Raw genomic sequence first — 24,728 nt, 5'->3', positions numbered from 1 at the left:
CGAGGGCTGGCTCATCAAAACTGAGGGCTAGCCTACGTCGCCGCGAGAAAATCTGAATGGCCGATGCTATTACTGAGCTTGTCCGCATTTAACGAACAAGCTTTACATCGACAGCATGCTACATTGTGTGAGTAAGGCGATCTGATTTAAGAGCCCCAGCCAGAAACGTTTCAATCTTATTACGTGCGATATTGTCATCACCCGTGAATTGCACGCCAATTCCTGCAACCTTATTACCTTGGGCACCTTTGGGTGTTACCCAGATTACCTTGCCGGCTACCGGGATTTTTTCCGGCTCATCCATTAGCTTCAGCAACATAAAGACTTCATCACCCAGTTGATATTGCTTGTTTGTTGGAATAAACAAACCTCCATCAATGATGAATGGCATATAGGCAGCATATAACACCGACTTATCTTTGATTGTCAGTGACAAAATACCACTGCGACCGCCCATAGGATTCATGCTATCTCCTGATCTTTGATGTACTAATTTACCGGGTTGCGACGAATGGCGGCGTGCCAATCCAGTAGCAAAGATTCCAGCAAAAGCTGTTTATTATAATGGGAAACACCTGACATCAAATTGCCCTGTACCTCCTGCACTTTGCGCTGCAAGGTTATCAGCTTTGCTGAATCCAGCATAGCGCTGCTAAGCAGCTCCGGCAGCAACTGCTGGTATACCAGTGCTTCCGCTGTCACACCAAGCTGTGCTTTTAAAGCATCTGCTAACGCCGTATTGAACCAGTGAATCACATCGCCAATTTCGAGCTTATTCCAGACGGACACCACCTGCTCCAATGGTGCAGAGCCCAAAGTCCATTGCTTGAACTGGCTTACCCACACCTCCTGCTGTTTTCCGCCATCGTGCTCTAGCCAGCGCTTCGCTGCCAGTGGAGCTCCTGGGTTGTAGCGCAAAGCGGATTGTGCATCGGCCTGGCTGACCCCCTGCTGCTGCAACCAGTTACTGGCTTCTGCATCGACAGGAGCCTGCAGCTGTAAACGCTGGCAGCGACTGCGAATGGTTGGCAATACCGAACCAAAACGTTCTGCCTCAAGTAGCAGGAAACTTTCACCAGCAGGCTCCTCGAGGGTTTTCAAAAGTGCATTAGCTGCATTGGTGTTCATGACCTCAACAGGCTTCAGAATCACCACCTGGCAATGACTGATTTGCGGTGTCTGAGCCAGAAACTCATTCACTTTGCGAATGCTATCAATACGAATCTGTCGGCTGCTATCTTCCGGCTGACATATCATGAAATCTGGATGCGTCCCTGCTCGCCAAAGCTGGCAGGAATGGCAGTTACCACAAGGCTGGGCCAGAGCTTCTGTTGCCGTGCGCTGGCAAAGTAACCACTCGGCAGTGTGCAACGACAACTGATGTTTGCCGATACCACTGATCCCCGTGAACATCAGTGCATGGGGCAAACCCGCGGTTTGTTGACGTTTAACCAGATCTTCCCAGACAGAATGCTGCCACGGCAGGATCATATCAAATCACCAGTAGCCATCAGTTGCTGCAATTGGTTAGCAATGTTTTCCTGAACCTGAGGTAATGACTGGCTTGCATCAACCCGTCTGAAACGTGGAAATTGCTCCGCTAACTCCATGAAACCTTGCTGTACGCGTTGGAAAAATTCGATCTTTTCTGTTTCAAACCGATCAACTTGCTCGCCAGCATGGGTGGCACGATTTCTGGCTCTGCGCATACCGAGTTCCAAAGGTGCTTCAAGCAAGAATGTACAATCCGGCTCCATACCCTGCTGTACCAGTTGTTTCAGATTTTCGATCACCTGTTTTGACAGACCACGACCGTACCCCTGATACGCAATGGTCGAGTCGGTAAAACGATCACAAAGCACCCAGGTGCCGGATGCAAGTGCCGGGCGTATAATTTTTTCCAGGTGCTGCGCTCTTGCTGCAAAGACCAGGAGAAGCTCAGTCATATCCGACATAACTTCGTTGTGATGAGCTTTTAATAAATCATCTCGAATCTTTTCTGCAATTTCAGTCCCTCCCGGCTCGCGGGTTATTAACGTATTAACCCCCTGTTTTTGCAGCCAATCCGAAGCGAACCGAATATTGGTGGATTTGCCAACACCTTCACCACCTTCGAAGGTGATAAAACGACCTGTGTTTCTGTTCATACTTGATCCGGATTAATTCGTTTGTGGAGCTGAGCGATATTCTTTTTTACGACGGAATATCTGATATTTTCGGACGGCTTTATTATGTTCTGCCAACGTCTCGGAAAAGTAATGACTGCCGTCCCCCTTGGCAACAAAAAAAAGCGTTGTGCCATTCTGAGGATGCAATGCCGCATGTATTGCAGGACGACCGGCAAATGCGATCGGACTGGGAGGCAATCCCTTAAACCGGTAACTGTTGTATTGGTTGGAACGATCACGCAAATGTTTTTTCTTTAAATTACCGTCAAAGCGATCACCCAGCCCATAAATAATGGTCGGATCCGTTTCCAATCGCATATTCTTTTTCAGTCGCCTGACAAAAACACCTGCGATGTGCGGACGCTCATAGGCAGCACCGGTTTCTTTTTCCACAATAGACGCCATGATCAGTGCATCATAGGGTGTTCGATACGGCAGATCGCCGGCTTTTGCATCCCATTCCTGCATAAGAACTTTTTTCATACGTTGATAAGACTGACGGATAATTGAACTGACTGCCTCACCACTGTGGTAAACATAGGTATCCGGATACAACCAGCCTTCAGGATTGCCTTTGACACCAATTAATTTTGCAATGGTTTTTCGCGTCAGTGGCCGAACATCCTGGCGCAGGCTTTTCGCACGTTTAAGCGAGGCAATCGCCTGGGTTAACGTCGTCCCTTCTATAAACTGAACTTTATAGCTGACCGGTTTTGCACTGGCGAGAAAAGCCAAAAGCTGAGGTCCGGATAGGGAAGCTGGTATATCGAATTCACCAGCGCGCAATACATGCTCCTTATTGAGTAGCTTCGCCTGCAACTTTAGTAAATTTGCGGATACCAGCCAACCATCACTCTGCCATTTTCGGGCAATAGCCGAAAGGCTGCTTCCGGGCGGAATGTCCACCCGCACAGGCCCGTTATTACTGGTCGGAATATTCCAACCAGTGACGCCTGCCGCAATGGTGCTCAAGAAAATCACCAACAATGTGATTTTAATTTTCATGGTCAGAATTCCCTGAACTAAACATGGAAATAAACATGGACTGAATTCTTTGCTGCACCCGTTGAGCTAGCTGCTGCTTTTCTGCGGAATATTCAAAATCATCAATTTTTTTTGCCCAACTGAAACCGTTTAACGTATTACTGAACAGCAGCCCATCGGCTGCATAAATACGCCTCACATCCAATATGCCTTGTTGGCAAACAACATCCAAATCGTCGGCATGCTGAAGTAGCCACTGTTTTGCAACACCTTCAACCCCCGAATTGTCGAGGATGGGTGTCACCAGACGGTCACCTTCCAAAAGATAAATATTACTCATACAGCCTTCAATAACATCTCCTGACCGGTTAAGCATGAGCGACTCTTGCCAGTCCGCTGCAAAGGCATGCCTTGCCATGACTTGCTCAAGACGATTCAGGTGCTTTACTCCAGCCAGGAGTGGCTGATCGGCCAAAGTCAGTGGGTTTACGCCAACGCACCAACCCGAAACCCACTGATTCCAGGCAGGCGCAAGCCGCAGCTGAATCTGGAGATTTGCTGAGTGATTGGCGCCTATCTGATAACCTCTCGGCCATTTATGCGCATCTGCTGAAACTGAATGATTCAATTGACGACTGACAATCAGTTTTAATTGAATATTGCGACTCGCCCGCTCTGCTTCTTCGCGCAGCGCTGACAACCCGGCTATCGAACCGATATCGCCGAGCGCGACGTCAACGAGTCTGAGTGTATCAATGGGAAAATCGAGACGAACAAGCCCACGACAGAGGCGCTGCTTGTGTAACACCCCAAGAGGAAATGTGAGGTCGTGAGTCAGGCGTAGGGTTTCAAACACACCATCGCCAAACTCCTGGCCCCGATCGGCCAGTAGTGGGCCAACACGCCAACCGGCTTCACTGTAACTGGCAGTAATGATCAAGAATCAACCTTCGAAACGAGTCATTAGCAAGCTACCATTAGTCCCACCAAAGCCAAATGAATTGGAAATGGCGGCCTTGATTTCCATCTTACGACTTTGATTGGGCACGTAATCCAGATCACATCCCTCATCCGGATTTTCAAGGTTAATGGTTGGTGGGGCAACGCCGTCGCGTATTGCCAGTGCAGTGATTAAAGCCTCCAGCGCACCGGCGGCGCCCAGAAGGTGCCCGGTCATCGACTTGGTGGAAGACACTGCCAGTGTCGCAGAGTGATCCCCGAATACCGCCTTAACGGCATTGGTTTCAGCAATATCGCCTACTAATGTTGATGTGCCATGGGCATTAATGTAGTCGATATCCTGGGGCTGCAGACCGGCATCATTAATGGCATTACGCATGGCCGCCTGAGCACCAGCACCGTCCTCAGGTGGCGACGTAATATGATGAGCGTCATCGCTCATTCCTAGGCCCGAAACTTCGGCGTAAATCGTCGCACCGCGTTGTTGCGCATGATCCAGTGATTCGAGCACCAGAATAGCCGCGCCATCGCCGAGAACAAACCCATCACGGTCTCTGTCCCAGGGGCGCGATGCCTTCTCAGGTTCGTCATTGCGAGTACTCATTGCCCGAGCAGCAGCAAAACCTGCAACGCCCAGCGGAGAAGAGCCGAATTCAGCCCCTCCAGCGATCATGACGTCGGCATCACCATAGGCAATCGTCCGTGCTGCATAGCCAATATTATGAGTGCCGGTGGTACAGGCGGTAGTGATGGCGAAATTGGGTCCTTTTAAACCATGGCGAATAGCGATATTTCCGGCGGCCATATTAATCACTGAGCCGGGCACCAAAAATGGAGAAACACGTCGCGGACCGCTCTTCTGTAGCTGGGCATGGTTGTTTTCGATCATATTCAAACCACCGATACCCGATCCCACGGCCACACCGACACGATCTTTGTCTACTTGATCGTTAATTCCGGCGTCGAGAATCGCCTCTTCCGCCGCCACCATTGCATACTGCAGAAATAAATCGATTTTTCTCGCTTCTTTGGGTGTCATCACACCAGAGACATCAAATTCTTTAACGGCACCACCGATTTGCGTGGCGTAACCATCACAATCGAAATGCTCGATTTTGCCGATACCACTTTTGCCTTGCTGGACCGCTTGCCAAGTACCATCTACTGTATTTGCCAGTGGATTTACGGTTCCCATGCCTGTGATTACAACGCGTCGCTTACTCATAATCCTGTTCACTTTGAGATTGCATCAACTCCGTGCACTCAGTTGAATGACGGGCATAAAAAAAGCCGCGTCCGAAGAGGCGGCTTTCAGACATTGCGAATCTTACAGATTGGCAATGATGTAGTCGATGGCTTCCTGAACGCTAGTCAGCTTCTCTGCATCCTCATCTGGAATCTCGGTCTCGAATTCTTCTTCAAGCGCCATTACCAGTTCAACGGTGTCCAGAGAATCGGCACCCAGGTCGTCTACAAAAGAGGAAGATGGCTTCACATCTTCTTCTTTAACGCCCAGCTGTTCACATACGATTTTCTTTACGCGTTCTTCAATGTTACTCATGGTGTTTTCCTACCGTTTATTAACTCTAAATGGCCAGTAATTTGGCCTTATCCCATATTCATGCCGCCATTCACATGAATGGTCTGACCTGTAATATATTGAGAATCTTTACCAGCCAAGAAGGCAACCGCTCCAGCGATATCTTCCACTTGTCCTAAGCGTTTGCCAGGAATGGACGCTAGGATGGCCTCTTTTTGCGCTTCAGGCAAGACGTCCGTCATATCTGTTTGAATAAATCCAGGAGCAACACAATTCACCCGAATATTGCGACTGGCAATTTCTTGTGCGAGCGAACGCGTAAAGCCCTCAAGCCCGGCTTTTGCCGCCGCATAATTCGCCTGACCAGCATTGCCTGTAGTACCAATAATCGAGCTGATATTAATAATGCTGCCGTTTCTCTGCTTAATCATAGGTTTAGCGAATGCTTTACAAACACGGAAAACACCTCCCAAGTTGGTGTTCAACACCGAATTCCATTCGTCATCAGACATTCTCAGAAATAGATTGTCACGCGTAATGCCAGCGTTATTGACGACAACGGCTGGCGTACCAAAGTCAGCCAGGAAAGCCTTTAACGCAATCTCAGTTTGCGCTGCATCCGCAATATCAAGAACAATAGAATTATTGTCTGACGAAATTGACTGCAATGCCTCTCTGATCAGATCGGCACCAGACTCGCTTGTTGCGGTACCAACGACGGTAAAACCATCATTGGCCAGACGCTCAGCAATTGCTCGACCAATGCCGCGACTTGCTCCGGTCACCAGAGCCAGTGGATTGCCTGACATTATTCTTTCCCCTGAATAAATTCGATGGCTGCCTGAAGTGACGTAACATCACTGGTGCCATAAGTGACGAGTGACTTATCGATGCGTTTATTAAGGCCCGCAAGCACTTTGCCCGGACCAACTTCAATGGCGGCATTCGCCTTTGGCCTGGAAGCCTCAACCGCGCCAATCCAGTTAACCGGGCTGTATAACTGCGCGAGTAATTTACTGGCAATATCCTGTTGTTCTGCCGGTGCATTATCGACATTGTGATACACAGGGAATTTCGGCTGACGCCAATTAACCGCCTCCAGGGCCAGTCCCAACTCCTCTGCAGCGGCCTTCATCAAACTGGAATGAAACGGCCCACTTACAACCAGCTTCATGGCGCGTTTTGCACCGGCCTCTTTCGCCATTGGAATCGCAGCTTCAACCGCAGGCATCGAGCCGGCGATGACAATCTGACCGGGTGCATTAAAGTTTGCAGGTTCAACAACACCATCGCCCGAAGCCAGCTTGCATACCTCTCGAATCTTCTCTTCTTCCAGATTGAGAATGGCCGCCATGCCACCCTCTCCAGCGGGCACAGCCTGGTCCATCAATTCACCGCGCTTTTTCACCAGCTTTACGGCATCTGCAAAATCGATGGCATCAGCGGCAACCAAAGCTGAGTACTCGCCTAGCGAGTGCCCTGCCGCGGCAACAATATTGAGGTTGTCGGTTTGAGACATGAGCACCCGCATAATGGCAGTACTGGCTGTGAGGAGTGCTGGCTGCGTGTTGTAAGTAAGGTTGAGGGACTCCGCCGGGCCTTCGCTCGCCAAGGCCCACAAATCCTGACCAATTGCGTCAGAGGCCTCCTGAAAAGTTTCGCGAATTTCGCTGTACTGCTCTGATAGATCGACAAGCATACCGACCTGTTGAGCACCTTGCCCCGGGAAATAAGCAATTACATCTGTCATGACTAACCTTACGTGTTCGAGCAAACTGGTCCAGTTTTGAATCAGGTCTCAGATTGGATGAGACCACATATTATTGGATTGGGATTGTTACAATAAATGGTCAGGAATGCACAAGATTATTGAATTAGATTCTTTAATTTTTCAATTCCTGACAAAAAGGCACTACAGTGACGAAACTGAGTCCGAAGGTGTGAGCCTCACCAATTCCGCTTTTACCTGGCTGAGATCCACCAGGCGAGCTTGCTCAAGCAAATAATTCATAGCGGCGTAAAACGCTATTTCATCTGATTCTCCATGGGTTTTAACCACAATGCCATCAACGCCGAGCAGCAATGCTCCTGCGTACCGGGTTGAGGTGAATCGCTTCAAAACCCGCTTCAACAATTGGCGCCAAAGGGGCTTCAGAAGCCAGGCTGCAGGTGACTGATCAAATACCCGGCTGAATTCTTCACGGACCCAGCCAGCCAGGCCTTCGCTGGTCTTAAGAGCCACATTGCCGGAAAAACCATCACACGCAAGCACATCAAGGTCGCCAGAATAAATACTATCTCCCTCTCGAAAACCAACGTAATACTGCGCCATCCCATCACTCAGCAACTGACCTGCCAGCTGAATCTCCTCGGTACCTTTGCTCTCCTCTTGGCCGATATTAAGCAAGCCAACCCTCGGGCACCGCTCTCCACGTGTTTTGCACCAGGCCGCACCTAATCGAGCAAACTCACAAAGCTGATCGGCACTGGAAGAGAGGTTTGCACCCAGGTCGAGCATTAGTAATGGCTTTCCGCCGGTCGGCAGCTGTGTTGCCAAGGCGGGCCTGGACACGCCTTGCATCGTACCCAGTATGGAGCGGGATAAGACCATCAACGCACCGGTATTGCCGACAGAGATCATCCCTTGCGCAGACTCACTCTTAACCTGCTTGAGTGCTGTGGCCATGGTTGATGACTTACCATGGCGTAATACACGCGCAGGTGCATCTTCCATTGCGATAAAAGAATCACAAATAATAAGCTCGACTCGTGACTGATAACGGGAAAAGTACTGACTGGCTTCGGCAGAAAAGTCTGCTGTGAGAGTGATGATAAGGTGAAGATCAGAATGCGAGCGCAATATCTTCTTGCAGGCCTTGAACGCAACGCGGGGACCTAAGTCCCCGCCCATTACATCTACCGCGATGGTAAACATATTAGTCGTTGCCAGTCTCCACGACTTTTTTGCCACGGTAGAAACCATCGGCAGTTACGTGGTGACGACGGTGAGTTTCACCAGTGGTTGGATCTGTAGCCAGTGCAGCACCATTATCCAGAGCATCGTGAGAACGACGCATGCCACGCTTGGAACGAGTTACTTTGCTTTTTTGAACCGCCATGTTTGGCTCCTAACTAACGCTATTTCTGTTTAAGCTGAGCTAAAACGTCAAACGGGTTTGGCCGCTTGTCGTCTGAATCTTCAATTGCCGTTGTCTCCGGCGTTGGCTGTTTTATCTGACATTCACTTTCGGGGTGTGTCGGAAAGCTGGGTAACATCAGAAGAACTTCATCTTCGATTGCCTCCCAGAGATCCAGACGAGCATCCTCATCCAGCTCAACCGGCTCCAGTCGCCTTGGCAACTGTTTTGCCTGTTCGTCGTTAAACACAAGCCCCAAGTTAAAGTCGCTTTCTATGGAAACCGTAACCGGCCCTAGACAACGCTGACATGTCATTACTACTTGTGTTTTGCAGCTACCGGATAATACACGATTACGCTCCTCATCCCGATCAAATTCAATTTCACAGGACACCGGAACATCGCAGCTTAACACCGCGGATTGCAATCTGAGTAGTTTCTTGCTGTCGATATCGGCGATAAATCGTTGATTTGACTCAACTAATTTCGCTGCATCAACACGCTGGGGTAGCCTAGCCTCTGCCATAGTGCGCGACATAATAGGTATGCAAAGCTCCTGTGTCAAAGTTATTTAGTACGAGCGGCATCCGCCACCCGCAAGTTAAAGTAAAAATCGTTATTCGTTAACGTAAATTAGGCGCATCAGAGTGGATTTGAAGGTGCTGCATAACCTGCAAGGCAATGCCTTCACCAATGCTGGCACCAAGACGACTAACCAACTCATCCCATGGCGTTGGCCGATAGGTAAAATTAACCAGTTCCTCTGTGCCGAGTTTATCCCTTGCGATGCGACTGCTAGACGAGAGACCGTCAACCAAGCCGAGCTCAAGAGCTTGCTCTCCAGACCAGACAAGACCACTGAATAACTCTGGATCTTGCTTAAGTCGGTCGCCCCGGCCATTCTTTACCTGAGCAATGAACTGATCATGAGTCACTTTCAACACGCCCTGCCAGAATGTTTTTTCTTCGGGCTTTTCAGGCGTAAAGGGATCGAGAAAGCCCTTATGGGAGCCAGCAGTATACTGGCGCCTCTCAATGCCCAATTTCTCCATTGCATCAACAAATCCAAAACCCGAACCAACGACACCGATTGAACCGACAAGACTGGCCTTGTCGGCATAGATTTCATCCGCCGCCGCAGCGATGTAGTAAGCACCGGAAGCACCCAGATCCATAATGACGGCATACACCGGAAAATCATTCCGGGTTTGTTTTAAGCGCTTAATTTCATCATAAACATAGCCGGACTGTACCGGACTGCCCCCAGGACTGTTAATCCTTAAGATGACGCCCAGCGCCTTCTCATCATCAAACGCATCCCGAAGCGCTGAGATAATAGCGTCCGCACTGGCATCCTGATCGGCAGCAATAACGCCATTGACCTCAATTACCGCGGCGTAACTGTCAGCAGCACCAGCTTTGTCAAGATTCTCCGTAGGCAAGCGAACCATGAAAAGTATCGCCAGCAGGTATACCAAAAATGCAAGCTTAAAGAAGATACCCCAGCGCCGCGTTCGGCGTTGCTCTCCCTGCATTTCCATGACAACCTTTTCGATCAGTCGCCATTCTTTACTGTTATCGTCGGGACGACTGGTAACCGTCGCATTCGTAGAATGATGATTCAGATTTTCATTATCCATTCTGTTTTATCCACTGATTAAGTTCTGTAATGGAGTGACACATTGCCCTGGGCTGACAATCGAGCAAGACACTGCGATCGTGTGCGCCATGACTCATTGCAACGCTGTCGATATTCAAAGCACTGGCCATATTAAGATCGAAGCTCGTATCACCGATCATCAGTGCTTCCTCTGCTGGTATATTCAGTTCATCCAGCAATTCCTTCAGCATCAACGGATCAGGCTTTGATCGCGTCTCATCGGCGCATCGACTCGCAGCGAATTGCTCACCGACAGGGCGACCATCCACTTCCATCTGGGTGAGCATACGATCAAGCCCTTTGCGGCTCTTTCCTGTTGCAACAGCAAGCTTGCAACCCGCCTGCCTCAAATCACCAAGTAAGTCTGCTACGCCATCAAAAAAAGCCATAGCAACTTTACTGTCGTATACAAAGTGACGCGCGTAGACCCGAGTCATCTCTGACATCTGCGATGCGTCAATACCAGGCCACACCGTCTGTAATGCCTCCGGCAAACCCAGGCCGATAATATTTTGCACCGCCATATCCGGAACTGCAGGCAAACCGACCTCCACGGAGGCCTGCTGCATGCTGTCAACAATTCGTCCGGTTGAATCTACCAGCGTGCCGTCCCAATCAAATATGATTAATTTATATTTCAAGATGGCACCCTCCTTTGGTTAGTGCCTTGCAAAAATCACTGTCCGGCAGTGCTTCCAGCTTCAGGAAATCACCCGTTAACGGATGACGAAACTTCAACTGCCATGCATGCAGGAACAAGCGATTAATCCCTTGCTTCTTGTCAATTTCAACAAGACCGGTATCACGATATTTCTGATCGCCCGCAATGACATGCCCCTCGTATTGGCAGTGAACACGAATCTGGTGAGTGCGCCCCGTCACCGGCTCAGCTTCAATTAGAGAATAATGAGGCCCGGCATTGAGCAACCGGGTTCGGGTGTGCGCCGACTTGCCTTTCTCGTCGACAATAACCATGCGCTCACCGGATTGACGCTCAATCCGCAATAGCGGCGCCTTAACATCAAGAACGCTCCGACTCCAGCCGCCATGCACCATCGCCAGATAACGCTTTGATATACCCGACTTGTTTGCCAACATGCGCTGGAGCGCCGTCAGTACCGAGCGTTTTTTGGCAATCAGTATCAAACCGGATGTGTCTCGATCGAGCCGATGGACCAGTTCAAGAAAGGTATGAGTCGGGCGCATCTGACGAAGTGCTTCAATCAAGCCAAGGTTGACGCCAGAACCACCATGAACAGCCAGCCCACTCGGCTTATTCACTACCAACAAGCCTTCATCCTCATGGACGATGGCATCGTCCAGAATACCCTGAAGCACGGTAGACACCGGCGGTGCCTCGTCGCGCTGGGCAATGCGCATCGGCGGAATACGAACGATGTCTCCATCGGCTATTCGCGTATCCGCCTTCGCGCGCTTCTTATTAATCCTGACCTCGCCTTTGCGAATGACACGATAAATCAATGCCTTAGGCACGCCTTTTAAAGTTGAAAGTAGAAAGTTATCCAGTCGCTGACCGTGATTGCCATCAGTAATCGTGACAAAACTAACCTTACTGGTATCGAGTTGAGTCTGAGACATGTAATCCAAAATCAGAAAATTATTGTCCCATCAGGCGCTAATCTCGCCTGGTGGTTTGCTGCACCCTGCCTTTACTGCTATATTCGCTCGGTCGACAGTAAGCCTCCACCGAAAGCGATACACGGAGCCGTCAGACGATGCCGGGAAAGCGGCACAGTATAGGGAAGAAGACAAATGGTTAAAACTCTTCCCGAGAATTAATGGAGCAGACACACGAAGTGTACTGCGCAGTGAGATAAACCAGGCAACCTTGCCGGCATCTCGCAATATCAAATTATGGACAGTGTCGGTATCCAATTTCGTAAGAGGTACCAATGCGGACTAAGATCGGCGACCCAACTGGCACCGATAACAATGCAAAGCACCCATAAATATTTTGGTATAGGACCGAGGCCAACGCCCGGACGATGCCAGCAAGTACGTTGCCCCTTAAGAGCAAAACGTACAGCATGAAAAGAATGCTAATCAACGCCACTCAATCTGAAGAGTTGCGCGTGGCCCTTGTTGACGGCCAAAAACTATACGATCTGGACATTGAGCCGGGCACTCGCGAGCAAAAAAAGGCAAATATCTATAAGGGTAAAATCACCCGTATCGAGCCAAGCCTGGAAGCCGCTTTCGTTGACTTTGGCGCCGAACGTCATGGTTTTTTGCCACTTAAAGAAATCTCCCGCGAATACTTTGTTAAGGACCCTGGCCCAGGGCGCATCAATATCAAGGATGTTATGCGTGAAGGCCAGGAAGTAATCGTCCAGGTCGACAAAGAAGAGCGTGGCAATAAAGGTGCGGCATTAACTACTCAAGTCAGCCTGGCTGGCCGCTACCTGGTATTGATGCCTAACAATGCCCGTGCTGGCGGAATATCTCGCCGTATCGAGGGTGACGAACGCCAGGAATTGCGCGAAGCGATGAAAGGCGTCAGCGTACCTGACAAAATGGGCGTTATCGTTCGTACTGCTGGCATTGGACGCAGCTCTGAAGACCTGCAGTGGGATCTGGATTACCTGGTTAAGCTATGGGATGCCATTCAGAACGAGTCACAAAACCGTGAAGCACCCTGCCTGCTGCTCCAGGAAAGCAACGTCATCATTCGCGCGATCCGCGACTACCTGCGCCAGGACATCGGTGAAGTCCTGATTGATACGGAAAAGGCATACGCTGAAGCACTGGGTTTTGTGCAACAAGTCATGCCCGAATACGAGAACAAATTTAAGCGTTACGAAGACAGTGTTCCGCTATTTAACCGCTATCAAATAGAAACTCAGATCGAAAGCGCGTTCCAGCGTGAAGTTAAGCTGCCCTCTGGCGGCTCAATTGTTATCGACCCAACGGAAGCACTGGTATCCATCGATATCAACTCCGCACGTGCCACCAAAGGTTCAGATATTGAAGAGACGGCTCTGAATACCAACCTTGAAGCGGCAGATGAAATCGCTCGGCAACTGCGCCTGCGCGATATGGGTGGCCTGGTTGTCATCGACTTCATTGACATGATGGCAAACAAAAATCAGCGTGAAGTAGAAAATCGCCTCAAGCGCGCTCTGGAAATGGATCGCGCACGGGTTCAGGTTGGCCGCATATCTCGCTTTGGACTGGTCGAAATGTCTCGCCAGCGCCTGCGTCCGTCACTGGGTGAAACCAGTGGTCACGTCTGCCCTCGCTGCAGCGGCACCGGCGTTATCCGCGACATTCAGTCTTCTGGTCTTTCCATTCTTCGCCTGATTGAAGAGGAAGCCGCTAAGGAAAATACCGGTCAGATTCGGGCCGTCGTGCCAGTTCCTGTGGCCAGCTTCCTACTGAATGAAAAACGCAATCTGATTGCCGCGATCGAGGAGCGTCATAACAGCAAGGTATTAATCCTGCCCAACCCTCACATGGAAACGCCGCATTACGAAGTGTTGCGACTCCGTCCTGACGACAGTCTGATTGGTGAGGTGAGTTACGAACATAAAATTGAAGCGGCCGATGTTGAATACGGCGTTGATCTGGCCACTGTAGAGAACAGCCGACCTCAACAAAAAGCAGCCGTAAAAACGGTCGCACCAGCTACGCCAGCACCACAACCAAGTTTTTGGAACAAAATAGGTGCTGCATTGGCGACGTTATTCGACAGCGCCAATGATGAGAAAGAAAAAGAGAAAAAGCCGGCTAAAAACAACAACGCAAAGCGCAAGAACGATAATAATCGTTCCCGTAACAGCAAAAACGAACAAGGGAATGACCGCAACAACGGGCGTGGCAATCGCAATCGCAATGAGAGTCGTGACAACAATGACAATCGTCGCAAGGATCGCCAACCGAACAAGCGCAATGACTCTGAACGCGGTGAAAACAGCCGCAGTGATTCTCGCCGTAAAAATGACAGCCAACGCGATAACAAGCGTGAAAATACCCGCGATAACAGCCAGCGCAATAAGAAACGCGACAATGATCGCCGTGACGATAAGCGCAAATCTGAAGAATCATCCACTGAAGCCCGCAATGACGGCCAAAAGGCTCAAAGACGTGATCGCACTCAGGGAGAAAGTCCCCGTCGTCGTCGTGAACCCCGAGAAAAATCGAATGAGCCGTCTGAGGTTGTAGTAACCGCTTCAGGCGAAACCAAAACGGAAACAGAAGCTAAAGTAGCAAGCCAGGCAACCATTCTCGAATCTGCAGCCCCGGAAGCCAGCGAAGATCGCAAGCCTCGCCGTGAACGTCGTAGCCGTCGTCGCAATACTCGCAGCGACAAAGACACAATCACTGAAACACCGGTAACGGAAGTTTCAGAGGTAGCGACTGAAACGCCAGCTGAAGAAACACCCCCGGTAAAGGCGGAAAAAGCAGAGGAAAAAGAAGTAAAAGCAGCCGATAAACCTGCCGAAGCTAAATCCGACTCTAATGAAGCACAGGAAGAAAAGCCGCGTCGCCGCAACACGCGTCGTCGTAGCCGTCGTCGCAATGATGCCGAAGGTAATTCAGATTCAAATACTGAAGCAAAGGCTGGAAGTAACGCAGAAGAAAAGACTTCGCCTGCTGAGAAAGAAACAGTAGTCGCAGAAACTTCTCAGGCGCCAAAAGAAGAAACTGAAAAAATCAAGGCAGCTCCAGCAGAGAAACCGACTAAGGTGGAAGAAAGAACGACTAAGCTGGAAGAAAAAACGCCTGAGGTGAAACCTGCCGAAGCAGAGAAATCTGATAAAGCAAAAGTTGGAACCGATGAGAAAGCCAATACCCGACGCCGCTCTCGCCGTCGCAATACTGGCCGCGCTGCTAATGACCCTCGCAATCAGGGTCAGGAAGTTGCGAACTCCGAAGGCAAAGCCCCTGCTGAAACTGAAGCGGAAAGCAAAGAGTAACCCCCGTTATTCTTTAAAATAAAAAAGCAGCCTGTGGGCTGCTTTTTTATTGCCTGCTGACGGCATACAGGCGCAAAAAAACCGACAATCCTTCGGGAGCCGGCTTCTTGTAACGGGATTAATTAATCTGGAGATTCAAGCGATAACGCCCTACTCCCTCACCATTCAGCACTTTAGCCAATACACCAGCCAGTTGCGAACGACCCAACTCGGTTGTCATCGACTCGAGCTGAGACAGCTGCCACTCAGCAGCCACTTTATTCAGAACCGCTTGTTTCTCTGTCAGAGGAATCTCAACGGAGTCAACACCAAGTAAACTGACGCCTCGTAAAATAAATGGAAAGACGGAAGCTTCCACTTTTGTACCGGCAATCATGCCACACGTTGTTATTGCACCTTCGGGCTTAACTTGTGGTAGCAAGCCTGAGACCAGGTCGCCACCAACCGTATCCACGGCTCCCTGATACAAAGGCTTCGCCATGGCTTTACCTTTGACATTCAATATATCGTCACGCGTAAGAAAGGCACTGGCACCGATTGACTCCAAAAACGCTTGCTGATCAGGCTTGCCGGTTACAGCAACGACTTCGAAGCCAAGCTTCGCAAGCAGAGCAACTGCAACAGAACCGACGCCACCCGTTGCCCCAGTAACGACAACAGGTCCGGAGTCGGGGCTAATTCCGTTACGCAGCAGCTTTTCCACACTCAATGCTGCGGTAAAACCGGCAGTACCCCAGGACATAGCGTCCGCAGCGGTAAGGCTCATTGGGCGCCTGAGTACCCAGCCAGCCGGAACACGTATTTTTTGAGCAAAACCACCGGCGGTATTCATCCCCAGGTCATAGCCAAAAACAACAACAGAGTCACCTGCTGAAAAAGCGCTACTCGAACTTTCGGCAACGGTTCCGACTGCGTCGATTCCAGGCGTGTGCGGAAACGCTCGGGTTACACCCTTATTACCACTCGCAGATAACGCATCTTTATAATTGATCGAAGAATACTCGACATCAATCAACACATCTCCTTCTGGTAGAGCAGCTGTGTCCTGCTCCTGCCAGGACGCCACCATTCCCTGATCTGTTTCTTCTACGCGATATGCCAGAAATGCCATAAAAGCCCCTTCGTTTAAATGTAATCAGCTTTTGCTTTGCATGCGATTGTTTGCCGCGGTTAATAATTTTGTTACTGCAGATTCGAATCCAGCCTGAGCAGCAAAGCCCAATTTTTCCTGCAAAGACTTCTTATACTCATATTGCACGGTATAAACATCAGCGGTTTCACAAGCTGCTACCAAATAGTCATCACTGGTACCGATTTCGTCAATCAGACCATTTGCCAATGCCTGCTGACCGTACCAGATGTCGCCAGTAGCGACGGCCTCAATATTCAGGTTTTTTCGGTAATGTCCCACGTGTTGCTTAAACAGCTCGTGCGTGTCTTCGAGGTCAGATTGGAATTTATCTTTTGCCTTTGCAGAATTGTGACCAAACATAGTCACAGTGCGTTTGTACTCTCCGGCAGTGAATAACTCGAAATCGACATCGTGCTTCTTCAGTAAACGATTAAAGTTAGGAAGTTGAGCTACAACGCCGATCGAGCCGATAATTGCAAACGGTGCAGCAACCACCTTATCCGCCAGACAGGCCATCATATAGCCACCACTGGCAGCCACTTTATCGACGCAGACCGTCAGCGGAATACCTTTAGCTCGAATGCGCTCAAGCTGCGATGATGCCAGCCCATAGCTGTGAACCATACCGCCACCACTTTCCAGCGTTATCACAATTTCGTCATCTTTCGTTGCCATGGTTAGTACGGCGGTAATTTCCTGGCGCATCAAGTCAACATCACTGGCTTTAATATCACCATCGAAGTCCAAGACAAAAACGCGCTTTCTTTGCTCTTCCTTCTCTTCTTTCTTATCCTTCGCCGCCTTTTTAGCCGCTTTATCTTTCTCTTTTTCCTCTTTCTTTTTGGCTTTCTCGAGCTGCTTCAAGACTTCTTTATCAAGCAATACTTCTTGCAGCTGGTCCCTCTGGTCGTCCAGCTCATCATTCAGCTTCTTCACGATAAGATCGCCATCACTGGACCCCTTCTGTCTTGAACTCAGCGATATGACTCCACCAACAACAATTAAAATGGCAACAACAATGGTGATTGCTTTAAGCAGAAAAGCCCCATATTCAATCAGGAATTCCACAAACACGTCCTTAAAAATAAATTACACAAGCGCGCAAGCATAACCCAAAGCTGAGAGTGAACAAACCTGTGTGTGAAGCGTATAAACATCGGCTCCGGCACCACCAAAAGACAAATTCAAACAATCGTATGAAATTCGATTGACAGCCAGCTCAGCTCACCATAGAGTGACCAGCGTCTGATAACGACAATTTCAAGAACAGGATGCTGAATATGTAGCATCTCAATTGTGCACCTGTTTTACTTAAGCAATAAAAAGGAAACCGTTATGGCATCTGTTGCAGAAATCATTGAAACCATGAACAGCAAGTTCAACGCCGACGCTGCTGCTGGCCTGGACCTGATCTTCCAATTCAACATTGAAGACGGTGACACTCACCACCTGATCGTTAAAGACGGCACTTGCTCTGTAGCTGCTGGCGAAAACGACGATGCAAACGTTACCCTGATCATGAACACCGATACTTTCGCAGGTATCGCGTCTGGTGAAACTGATGGCATGCAAGCCTTCATGTCTGGCCAGTTGCGTGTTGAAGGTGACATGATGCTGGCTACAAAGCTGGGCGAACTGTTCCCGGCTTAATAGCTCAAGCAAAAAAAACCGCGCTACTTTAAAAGCAGCGCGGTTTTTTTGTGCCTGAAATTTGAAAGACCAGATTACAGTCGATTGAGCCCGTTCAAAGCGGCAACGCGATAGGCTTCAGCCATAGTAGGGTAATTAAAGGTGGTATTGACGAAATACTTGAGGGTGTTGCCTTCGCCTTTCTGCTCCATAATTGCCTGACCGATATGCACGATCTCTGCTGCCTGGTCTCCGAAGCAATGAATGCCGAGGATTTCAAGTGTTTCTCTATGAAACAGAATCTTCAGCATCCCCACACCCTCAGCGGTAATTTGAGCACGGGCAATGTTTTTGAAAAACGCCTGCCCTACCTCATAAGGGACTTTCTCCTCGGTAAGTTGAGCCTCTGTTTTACCTACCGAACTGATTTCCGGGATGGTGTAAATACCGGTTGGAACTGAGCCGACAAACCGGAAATCTGGCTGAGAAGAAATTTTTGCTGCTGCTGCACGACCCTGATCATAAGCGGCGGATGCCAATGCTGGCCAACCGATCACATCACCGACTGCATAGATGCTTTCCACTGCAGTTCGATACTCATTATCGATTTCTAACTGACCACGGGAGTTGGTTTCCAAGCCGATGTTTTCTAATCCAAGGTTTTGAGTGTTTCCGGAACGACCCGCAGCCCATAAAAATGCATCGGCTTTCACTTTTTTGCCGGAAGCCATACGCATGGTGACATGCCGTTCGTTAATTTCCAACGAATCAAACTGCTCATTGTGACGAATCAAAGCACCCTTATCCCGCAGGTGATAGCTCAATGCATCTGAAATTTCATCATCCAGAAAGTTGAGCAAACGATCACCAGGGTGAATCAAATCCACTTTAACGCCAAGGCCCGAGAAAATGGACGCGTACTCACAACCAATGACACCAGCGCCATAAATAATGATGGTTCTCGGCGTATGCTCGAGCTGCAGCACAGTATCGGAATCATATACACGGGGATGAGAGAAATCGATATTGCTCGGACGCCATGGACTAGAGCCGGTGGCAATTACCACCTCTTCAGCATGTAAGCGTATGTTTGACGCAGTACCATTGTAAACGTCAATGGTATTGGCATCGGCAAAACGTGCAGTGCCGTTATATACACTAATGCGGTTGCGACCGTAAAACTCAGTTCTCAACTTTACCTGTTTCGCAATGACCTTCTCGGCACTTTTCAGAACACGTGGAAATGAAAACCAGCGTGGCTCTCCGATCTCGCGGAACATCGGATTGGTGTTGAAGGAGATGATCTGCTTCACGGCATGGCGCAGCGCTTTTGACGGTATCGTACCCCAGTGCGTACAGTTACCACCGACCATACTCTTATCTTCTACGACGGCGACTTTTTTACCATTTTTTGCCGCATTCATCGCAGCACCTTCCCCAGCGGGACCGGCACCGATGATGACCACGTCGTATTGATAATCTGTCATATTGACAACTCCATCCACTAATTGTTTGTTAGACACCTGTCATTGTAGGCTATTATGTCAAATTCGTAGCACTAGCGCTTAGTCGCATCGTAAAAATCTGCATTGTCAGATACCGCTTCGGCATCCTTTGATTCTTTTTCGCATTTGTTTTTGTCTCCTCCGCAAACGTCACACGCACTTTCCATCCCAACGGCTGCCATCCCTCCACACGAGCCTGAGATAGGTTTACGACCCATGAGCACCCCCACAGCCATTAAAGAAACAAAAACCAACATGGCACCAAACACAATTACGATTGTCGACATTATTATTTACCTGTCTTGTATTTCAGATTGTGACACCACTTCCGGGAACCACGCTCTGAACTGATTAGAAAAATATTCTTTGAATCCATTCTCCTCACGCACGATCATGTATGCAGCGAGGTTGTTTTGTTCAGCCAACAGCAAACCAGCTTCCGGTCCCGCAACATTCAGCGCCGTCGCCCATGCATCCGCATAAGCACTGCGTTCGTGAATAACCGAGACAGATGCGAGCCGGTGACTTATTGGTTTGCCGGTTTTAACATCAATGGTGTGGGAATAGCGCACACCATCCAGTTCGAAATAATTGCGGTAATCACCCGATGTCGCCACAGCGCGGGCTCCAGGAGAAAAAATAAGCTGTGGAGATCGCTGCTGAAGATCGCCGGAGGGTCGCTCTATCGCGATTCTCCAGGGGATATTCGACGGCTTATTGCCAGAAAGCCGCATTTCACCGCCGATTTCCACCAAATAATTGTCGATTCCATAGTCTTCGTACAGTTCGGCGATCTGGTCTACGCCCCATCCCTTTGCAACCGCGGATAAATCAATATACCGATACTCTGATCGCTCCAGATTCAATGCTTGCAACTTCAACGCATCACTACCCACTCTATCAAGCTGCAGTGAAATCTGTTCGTTACTGGGTTGACGCTCAACCTTGGCATCGGGACCAAATCCCCAGAGATTTACCAGAGGACCAATAGTCACATCAAACAGTCCATGAGAGGCGCGATAAATCGATAGGGAAATTGACAAAACCTCTGCAAGATCGGAAGAAACCCTGAAGTTGATGTCGTCGGAGCGATTGATCTGAGATAGCTCTGAATTACTGATGTAAGTGGACATAGCTGCGTTGATTTCACGCAAGCGATGATCCACCCTGTTTTTTATGTCAAAAGAACGATCCTCTGTATCCACCCAACTGATGTTATAGGTCGTCCCCATTGTATTGCCGGCAATTTTATAGACTTCTTGTGTTCCTTTGTCGGGCAAGCATCCGGCTACAAATGCAACTATTCCAAACAACAGCACCAATCGATAAATCATAAACCCTCCAGTCAGTGCGATTATAAACCAAGGTTATGTCAATACGCATGAAGTTTTGGATAACTGATGCAACTTCCGGACGGTTTGAGCCACTGCGCTGCGCCATCGGCACACTGAGCTATACAGAGAAAGCAGAGCGAAGAAGCCGCCCTCACCATTTTCACGCGATCACTGACCGCCACACCAACAGATGCTGTTTACACCTCAACAGATGAGACTCCCCCTCAATAAATATTGGGTTGGGAACGATTATCACGTAAAATCTTTAGACGAATCTGGAGAATATATATGCAAGAAGTCATGCCCGATGAAATGCTGGAACTGATCGCTCAGCGCTTCCGCTTACTGGCAGATCCAATGCGTCTGAAGATACTGCATCAACTTCATGAAGGCGAAAAATCAGTTACCGAGTTGGTTAAGGCCACGGGTGCATCTCAGCCGAATGTGTCGAAGCACCTGTCGACATTGCGCAGCCATGGCATGGTGAAACGTCGCCAGAATGGCAATATGGCATTCTTCAGTATCAGTGCGCCATTTGTATTTGAACTTTGCGATACGGTGTGTAATAGCATGAAGACTGAGTGGGAGCAGAAACAAAATCTACTCGGTACGATCAGCAGCTGAAACCTTATGCTCCAGCGGCCTCTGCGACAGTCCAAACTGAACGACCTGGATCTCCCCTGCCACTGACAAGCCCAAGACTCTGCCAACTGTTCAGAATCTGCTGAAACTGGCCACGGCTGATGCGCACATCGTCGACAGCGTGGGCTTTTGGATGGCGCGTCAGCAGTTGATTTGAAACTTTTTTAGCAATCACAGACTCCAGCTGCGATCGAAGTCGATCCTCGCTGGCTCCATTTCGCAAAAGATGAAGGACGCCTTGCAACAATTGATCAAGGCGAACCGGCAAGAAGACCTCCTCCCTCGTCAGGTTGCCAGCTTCATAAACTTTTGCCGCAATCTGCAGGCTCACGACCTGTTTTGCTCTCGCAAGCCGCTGCTTGGCTGAAAGATTACTAGCGGGAGAAGCCAACGATTGAGCCGGCGAGTCAGATCTCGATTCGGCGCCCGATCTTGCCGCATAGGACTCCGGCAGCCATCCGCCTTCAAGCCTCTGACTGGCGAGCGTGCTCTTCACATGAGACAGCAACTCATCCCTTAAATGCCATAAGCGGTAGCTTGATTGTTGAGCGACAACCCGGTGGAAACCACTAAGTCGCCTCTGTTCTTCAGACAGGTTCTTTTCGGGAAGTGCATTTTTGATAAATGATACGATTGGCTTTCCGAGTGTTTGCGCGTGTACAAACTCCCTGTGTAAAAAGCTGATGCCGGTTGGTGCCATCGGCCCGTACGAATCACCGAGCAGCAAAATGAAGAGGTCCGCTTTCTCTATTTGGCTTCGAACCAGATCCCAATCATACGCGCTTGCCTCCGGACAGTAAGCAAAGCCAACGTTAATCATCTGATGACGAGCGAGCATTCGTTCAACTTCATAACGCTCCAGCTCCATTCCTTGTGCTGTCGAGGCGAGATAAACCAGGTAGTGTTTTTGAACTGGCATTGTTGTTCGAAACCCTTCATAGCAGCGTACCTGCTGCGCTAACTTATTGCTGTTCAGCTAACTATAACAGCGCTGGTCCATTCAGAACAAACCGAAACAGCCCTGACAATGTAAAACAATTACATTTAAGCGCCGATGGGATAAAATCGGACTTTAATATTGATAAACAGACATCATGACCCGCAAAAAGAAGACGCGCTCACTGAGCCGTATCCATAAGGTTAAAACAGGCAGCATCTCAAAACTTAAGCGAGAGGCAGGCAACGACCGGCAATCATCCAAGCGCATCAAAGGTAGAAAACAGACATCTACCTATGAAAAGTTCCTGGCTGAAAACCCGGAAGCCAAACAAAAAGCTGTCGATGAGCAACAGAAAGAGCAAAAAGCCGCTGAAACACCTAAACCCGTCAAAACAGAACCGAAAGAAAAAATCGGCAAGGAACGCGGCCTGCTGGATCAACTGGAATCGAAAGACTTTAAAGATATCTACTGATGCAGCGTTGGAATGAAGCTCAGCTGTGGCTTACATGCTTTCCTGTCGTTCCGGAACATGTCGCCCGCCCCTGGGACGCTGCGGATGAATTTATATTTCGCAGCGTACCGCTAAATAAGCCAACACTGGTGATAAATGATCGCCATGGAGCGCTCTCCTGCCTATTTGACGATCATTGCAGTCTGGTTGATAGTGCTTGTGCCATTGAGGCCATCCATAAAAATCGCGCTCACAACTCACCTCAGGGTTGTTGCAAAGTGGTCACGCATGAATCTGAAATTCAAAACGGCCTGCTTCAAGCCGTGATCAAAGCTCCCAAGAACTTTGAACAACTTAAGTTCTGGTTGGCAATATGCTCGGAACGCTTAGTCGAGGGTGGTGAAATATGGCTTGCAGGGATGGCCAAACACATGCCAGTAGCCTGGCTTCAATGGCTTGAAGCCCATTGCGAGCATTACCAACAGTACCGAATCGAAAAGAAGGCAAGGCTCATTAAACTTGTCAAACCTGCAAGCGTAACACCCAAGACGCAGGGATATATCTATAATGGACTCAATTTCAGCGCCCTACCCGGCGTATTTTCCGGAAACAAGCTCGATATTGGCAGTCAATCGCTACTACCTCACCTCGGAATAATCTCAGGCGGCACCGTTGCAGATATTGGCTGTGGCAATGGCCTCTTGAGTCTTGTTATAAAACAGAAGTCTCCGAACACAAGAGTTATTGCATGCGATGATTCTATGCTTGCTGTTCGATCGGCTTTCAACAACGCTCAGTCTAACAACATTGACATCGAGGTGCTTCATAGCAACGCCCTGGACAAAGTCAATGAGACTCTGGACTGGGTTGTCTGCAATCCGCCATATCACGACGGTCACAAAGAACTGACCAATATCGCGGCCACCATGTTCGATCACTCATCGACCAAGCTAAAGCCTGGAGGCCAGCTTCTGGTGGTTGCCAATCGACACTTACCGTACGGAAAAATTCTGCATCGCTTGTTTCGAAACGTCGACGTATTAAAACGCGACTCAAAATTTAATGTGTACATATGCCAAAAAGCAGCCAGCTAATCCAACCCTCTCAATCAAACGAAATACTTTTTGAAGAGAAGCGCAGTCGATTTATCAGCGAACTGTTTCCTGTTAATGACGAACAGGCAGTCAAGAACCGCATCAAAGCATTAAAGAACAGCCACCCCAAAGCAAGTCATGTTTGCTCCGCTTATCGTCTTCGTAAAAATGGAAAAATTATCGAGGGATTTTCCGATGACGGCGAACCCTCAGGAACGGCTGGTATGCCAATGCTAAAAACCATGCGCCATCGAAATCTGGTTAATTGCACAGTATTAGTAACACGGTATTTTGGCGGAACAAAACTTGGAACAGGTGGACTTCAGCGTGCCTACAGTCACTCTGCATCTGAGGTTATATCGTCACTGGACGACAAATTCTACAAAACCGTTGTGGATAGGCAGCCAATTAGATTAACCGCTGATTTTCGATCTGAGGGGATAATTCGCAGACTGCTTGGAGCTGCCGGCGCTACCCATACAGAAGTCAAATATGAAACAGATGGCATCACTGTCTTTGCTGAAGTACGGGAGCATGACGCTGAAGAAATCATCTCAGACTTCCTATCGAGAGGCTACGACTGCACCACAAAGTAAAACGGCCACCTATGGTGAC

General features: G+C 49.1%; 27 protein-coding genes. 6 read left to right on the top strand and 21 right to left on the bottom strand.

The features are described 5' to 3' along the window. Nucleotides 1-118: 118 nt before the first annotated feature. The 15 genes from MK185_04235 to MK185_04165 form a co-directional block, all read right to left on the bottom strand. Complete coding sequence (locus tag MK185_04235) at nt 119-466, bottom strand: PilZ domain-containing protein (protein MCH2039821.1); 348 nt, start codon at nt 464-466, stop codon at nt 119-121. 23 nt (nt 467-489) lie between these two features. Continuing rightward, nucleotides 490-1,491, bottom strand: coding sequence for a DNA polymerase III subunit delta' (holB, locus tag MK185_04230; protein ID MCH2039820.1), 1,002 nt, complete (start codon nt 1,489-1,491; stop codon nt 490-492). After that, entirely contained in the window at nt 1,488-2,147 is a 660-nt protein-coding gene (tmk, locus tag MK185_04225) for a dTMP kinase (protein ID MCH2039819.1), read from the bottom strand. Before tmk ends, holB begins: the two co-directional genes overlap by 4 nt. Nucleotides 2,148-2,159: 12 nt before the next feature. After that, entirely contained in the window at nt 2,160-3,173 is a 1,014-nt protein-coding gene (gene mltG, locus MK185_04220; protein MCH2039818.1) for an endolytic transglycosylase MltG, read from the bottom strand. Then, entirely contained in the window at nt 3,163-4,092 is a 930-nt protein-coding gene (locus MK185_04215) for an aminotransferase class IV (protein MCH2039817.1), read from the bottom strand. Before MK185_04215 ends, mltG begins: the two co-directional genes overlap by 11 nt. 3 nt (nt 4,093-4,095) lie before the next feature. After that, nucleotides 4,096-5,337, bottom strand: a complete 1,242-nt coding sequence (gene fabF / locus MK185_04210; protein ID MCH2039816.1) for a beta-ketoacyl-ACP synthase II — start codon at nt 5,335-5,337, stop codon at nt 4,096-4,098. A 102-nt stretch (nt 5,338-5,439) separates the two neighbouring features. After that, nucleotides 5,440-5,673 carry an acyl carrier protein gene (gene acpP, locus MK185_04205; GenBank protein MCH2039815.1) on the bottom strand — a complete coding sequence of 78 codons (234 nt, stop codon included), beginning with the start codon at nt 5,671-5,673 and terminating at the stop codon, nt 5,440-5,442. 47 nt (nt 5,674-5,720) lie between these two features. Next, nucleotides 5,721-6,461: a 3-oxoacyl-ACP reductase FabG gene (fabG, locus tag MK185_04200; protein MCH2039814.1), complete on the bottom strand. Its 741-nt coding sequence runs from the start codon at nt 6,459-6,461 to the stop codon at nt 5,721-5,723. Continuing rightward, nucleotides 6,461-7,402 carry an ACP S-malonyltransferase gene (gene fabD, locus MK185_04195; protein ID MCH2039813.1) on the bottom strand — a complete coding sequence of 314 codons (942 nt, stop codon included), beginning with the start codon at nt 7,400-7,402 and terminating at the stop codon, nt 6,461-6,463. Before fabD ends, fabG begins: the two co-directional genes overlap by 1 nt. Nucleotides 7,403-7,564: 162 nt before the next feature. Beyond that, nucleotides 7,565-8,587 (bottom strand): phosphate acyltransferase PlsX, encoded by a 1,023-nt coding sequence (gene plsX, locus MK185_04190; protein ID MCH2039812.1) that lies wholly within the window; start codon nt 8,585-8,587, stop codon nt 7,565-7,567. 1 nt (nt 8,588) lies between these two features. After that, nucleotides 8,589-8,771 (bottom strand): 50S ribosomal protein L32, encoded by a 183-nt coding sequence (gene rpmF, locus MK185_04185; GenBank protein ID MCH2039811.1) that lies wholly within the window; start codon nt 8,769-8,771, stop codon nt 8,589-8,591. A 19-nt stretch (nt 8,772-8,790) separates the two neighbouring features. After that, nucleotides 8,791-9,327, bottom strand: coding sequence for a YceD family protein (locus tag MK185_04180; GenBank protein ID MCH2039810.1), 537 nt, complete (start codon nt 9,325-9,327; stop codon nt 8,791-8,793). An 85-nt stretch (nt 9,328-9,412) separates the two neighbouring features. After that, a complete protein-coding gene (locus MK185_04175) occupies nt 9,413-10,429 on the bottom strand; it encodes a S49 family peptidase (protein ID MCH2039809.1) in 1,017 nt (338 codons plus the stop codon). Then, nucleotides 10,422-11,090, bottom strand: a complete 669-nt coding sequence (locus tag MK185_04170; protein ID MCH2039808.1) for an HAD-IA family hydrolase — start codon at nt 11,088-11,090, stop codon at nt 10,422-10,424. The genes MK185_04175 and MK185_04170 overlap by 8 nt, the downstream gene beginning before the upstream one ends. Next, nucleotides 11,080-12,048: an RluA family pseudouridine synthase gene (locus tag MK185_04165; protein ID MCH2039807.1), complete on the bottom strand. Its 969-nt coding sequence runs from the start codon at nt 12,046-12,048 to the stop codon at nt 11,080-11,082. Before MK185_04165 ends, MK185_04170 begins: the two co-directional genes overlap by 11 nt. A 449-nt stretch (nt 12,049-12,497) precedes the next feature. Here MK185_04165 and rne point away from each other — a divergent pair, with 449 nt between their 5' ends. Beyond that, nucleotides 12,498-15,386 (top strand): ribonuclease E, encoded by a 2,889-nt coding sequence (gene rne, locus MK185_04160; protein ID MCH2039806.1) that lies wholly within the window; start codon nt 12,498-12,500, stop codon nt 15,384-15,386. A 118-nt stretch (nt 15,387-15,504) separates the two neighbouring features. Here the strand turns inward: rne and MK185_04155 are convergent, their stop codons facing one another. Together MK185_04155 and sohB are read right to left on the bottom strand one after the other, a co-directional pair. Beyond that, entirely contained in the window at nt 15,505-16,497 is a 993-nt protein-coding gene (locus MK185_04155; protein ID MCH2039805.1) for a YhdH/YhfP family quinone oxidoreductase, read from the bottom strand. A gap of 24 nt (nt 16,498-16,521) precedes the next feature. Next, nucleotides 16,522-17,586, bottom strand: a complete 1,065-nt coding sequence (gene sohB, locus MK185_04150) for a protease SohB (protein MCH2039804.1) — start codon at nt 17,584-17,586, stop codon at nt 16,522-16,524. 267 nt (nt 17,587-17,853) lie between these two features. Here sohB and MK185_04145 point away from each other — a divergent pair, with 267 nt between their 5' ends. After that, entirely contained in the window at nt 17,854-18,168 is a 315-nt protein-coding gene (locus tag MK185_04145; GenBank protein ID MCH2039803.1) for an SCP2 sterol-binding domain-containing protein, read from the top strand. Between the two features lie 74 nt (nt 18,169-18,242). Here the strand turns inward: MK185_04145 and sthA are convergent, their stop codons facing one another. The 3 genes from sthA to MK185_04130 form a co-directional block, all read right to left on the bottom strand. After that, nucleotides 18,243-19,634, bottom strand: a complete 1,392-nt coding sequence (gene sthA / locus MK185_04140; GenBank protein MCH2039802.1) for a Si-specific NAD(P)(+) transhydrogenase — start codon at nt 19,632-19,634, stop codon at nt 18,243-18,245. Nucleotides 19,635-19,705: 71 nt separating this feature from the next. Further along, on the bottom strand, nt 19,706-19,939 hold the full coding sequence (nqrM, locus tag MK185_04135; protein ID MCH2039801.1) for a (Na+)-NQR maturation NqrM: 234 nt from the start codon (nt 19,937-19,939) through the stop codon (nt 19,706-19,708). 6 nt (nt 19,940-19,945) lie between these two features. Continuing rightward, complete coding sequence (locus tag MK185_04130; GenBank protein MCH2039800.1) at nt 19,946-20,986, bottom strand: FAD:protein FMN transferase; 1,041 nt, start codon at nt 20,984-20,986, stop codon at nt 19,946-19,948. Between the two features lie 288 nt (nt 20,987-21,274). Between MK185_04130 and MK185_04125 the strand changes: the two genes are divergently transcribed. Further along, on the top strand, nt 21,275-21,610 hold the full coding sequence (locus MK185_04125; protein MCH2039799.1) for a metalloregulator ArsR/SmtB family transcription factor: 336 nt from the start codon (nt 21,275-21,277) through the stop codon (nt 21,608-21,610). 4 nt (nt 21,611-21,614) lie between these two features. Here the strand turns inward: MK185_04125 and MK185_04120 are convergent, their stop codons facing one another. Then, nucleotides 21,615-22,547, bottom strand: coding sequence for a DUF4062 domain-containing protein (locus tag MK185_04120; GenBank protein MCH2039798.1), 933 nt, complete (start codon nt 22,545-22,547; stop codon nt 21,615-21,617). Nucleotides 22,548-22,722: 175 nt separating this feature from the next. Between MK185_04120 and MK185_04115 the strand changes: the two genes are divergently transcribed. Genes MK185_04115 through MK185_04105 form a run of 3 tightly spaced genes read left to right on the top strand, consistent with a single transcriptional unit; the run spans nt 22,723 to nt 24,709 of the window. Next, complete coding sequence (locus MK185_04115; GenBank protein MCH2039797.1) at nt 22,723-23,040, top strand: hypothetical protein; 318 nt, start codon at nt 22,723-22,725, stop codon at nt 23,038-23,040. Continuing rightward, entirely contained in the window at nt 23,040-24,113 is a 1,074-nt protein-coding gene (locus MK185_04110) for a class I SAM-dependent methyltransferase (protein MCH2039796.1), read from the top strand. The genes MK185_04115 and MK185_04110 overlap by 1 nt, the downstream gene beginning before the upstream one ends. After that, entirely contained in the window at nt 24,092-24,709 is a 618-nt protein-coding gene (locus MK185_04105) for a YigZ family protein (protein ID MCH2039795.1), read from the top strand. The genes MK185_04110 and MK185_04105 overlap by 22 nt, the downstream gene beginning before the upstream one ends. The last annotated feature ends 19 nt before the right edge of the window (nt 24,710-24,728 follow it).

The sequence above is a fragment of the Saccharospirillaceae bacterium genome (assembly GCA_022448365.1).
Lineage (GTDB): Bacteria > Pseudomonadota > Gammaproteobacteria > Pseudomonadales > Oceanobacteraceae > Bacterioplanoides.
Note: the sequence above shows the minus strand (reverse complement) of the source record. Positions and strands in the feature narration are given on the sequence as shown.

Bases quoted from the DNA above. Each gene is read 5' to 3' on its own strand.
- tmk (MCH2039819.1), bottom strand. From the start codon at position 2,147: ATGAACAGAAACACAGGTCGTTTTATCACCTTCGAAGGTGGTGAAGGT.
- MK185_04155 (MCH2039805.1), bottom strand. From the start codon at position 16,497: ATGGCATTTCTGGCATATCGCGTAGAAGAAACAGATCAGGGAATGGTG.
- plsX (MCH2039812.1), bottom strand. From the start codon at position 8,587: ATGTTTACCATCGCGGTAGATGTAATGGGCGGGGACTTAGGTCCCCGC.
- MK185_04125 (MCH2039799.1), top strand. From the start codon at position 21,275: ATGCAAGAAGTCATGCCCGATGAAATGCTGGAACTGATCGCTCAGCGC.
- MK185_04105 (MCH2039795.1), top strand. From the start codon at position 24,092: ATGCCAAAAAGCAGCCAGCTAATCCAACCCTCTCAATCAAACGAAATA.
- mltG (MCH2039818.1), bottom strand. From the start codon at position 3,173: ATGAAAATTAAAATCACATTGTTGGTGATTTTCTTGAGCACCATTGCG.
- MK185_04115 (MCH2039797.1), top strand. From the start codon at position 22,723: ATGACCCGCAAAAAGAAGACGCGCTCACTGAGCCGTATCCATAAGGTT.
- MK185_04180 (MCH2039810.1), bottom strand. From the start codon at position 9,327: ATGTCGCGCACTATGGCAGAGGCTAGGCTACCCCAGCGTGTTGATGCA.
- fabD (MCH2039813.1), bottom strand. From the start codon at position 7,402: ATGACAGATGTAATTGCTTATTTCCCGGGGCAAGGTGCTCAACAGGTC.
- MK185_04130 (MCH2039800.1), bottom strand. From the start codon at position 20,986: ATGATTTATCGATTGGTGCTGTTGTTTGGAATAGTTGCATTTGTAGCC.
- fabF (MCH2039816.1), bottom strand. From the start codon at position 5,337: ATGAGTAAGCGACGCGTTGTAATCACAGGCATGGGAACCGTAAATCCA.
- MK185_04145 (MCH2039803.1), top strand. From the start codon at position 17,854: ATGGCATCTGTTGCAGAAATCATTGAAACCATGAACAGCAAGTTCAAC.
- MK185_04120 (MCH2039798.1), bottom strand. From the start codon at position 22,547: ATGCCAGTTCAAAAACACTACCTGGTTTATCTCGCCTCGACAGCACAA.
- holB (MCH2039820.1), bottom strand. From the start codon at position 1,491: ATGATCCTGCCGTGGCAGCATTCTGTCTGGGAAGATCTGGTTAAACGT.
- acpP (MCH2039815.1), bottom strand. From the start codon at position 5,673: ATGAGTAACATTGAAGAACGCGTAAAGAAAATCGTATGTGAACAGCTG.
- sthA (MCH2039802.1), bottom strand. From the start codon at position 19,634: ATGACAGATTATCAATACGACGTGGTCATCATCGGTGCCGGTCCCGCT.
- rne (MCH2039806.1), top strand. From the start codon at position 12,498: ATGAAAAGAATGCTAATCAACGCCACTCAATCTGAAGAGTTGCGCGTG.
- rpmF (MCH2039811.1), bottom strand. From the start codon at position 8,771: ATGGCGGTTCAAAAAAGCAAAGTAACTCGTTCCAAGCGTGGCATGCGT.
- fabG (MCH2039814.1), bottom strand. From the start codon at position 6,461: ATGTCAGGCAATCCACTGGCTCTGGTGACCGGAGCAAGTCGCGGCATT.
- MK185_04235 (MCH2039821.1), bottom strand. From the start codon at position 466: ATGAATCCTATGGGCGGTCGCAGTGGTATTTTGTCACTGACAATCAAA.
- nqrM (MCH2039801.1), bottom strand. From the start codon at position 19,939: ATGTCGACAATCGTAATTGTGTTTGGTGCCATGTTGGTTTTTGTTTCT.
- MK185_04110 (MCH2039796.1), top strand. From the start codon at position 23,040: ATGCAGCGTTGGAATGAAGCTCAGCTGTGGCTTACATGCTTTCCTGTC.
- MK185_04165 (MCH2039807.1), bottom strand. From the start codon at position 12,048: ATGTCTCAGACTCAACTCGATACCAGTAAGGTTAGTTTTGTCACGATT.
- MK185_04175 (MCH2039809.1), bottom strand. From the start codon at position 10,429: ATGGATAATGAAAATCTGAATCATCATTCTACGAATGCGACGGTTACC.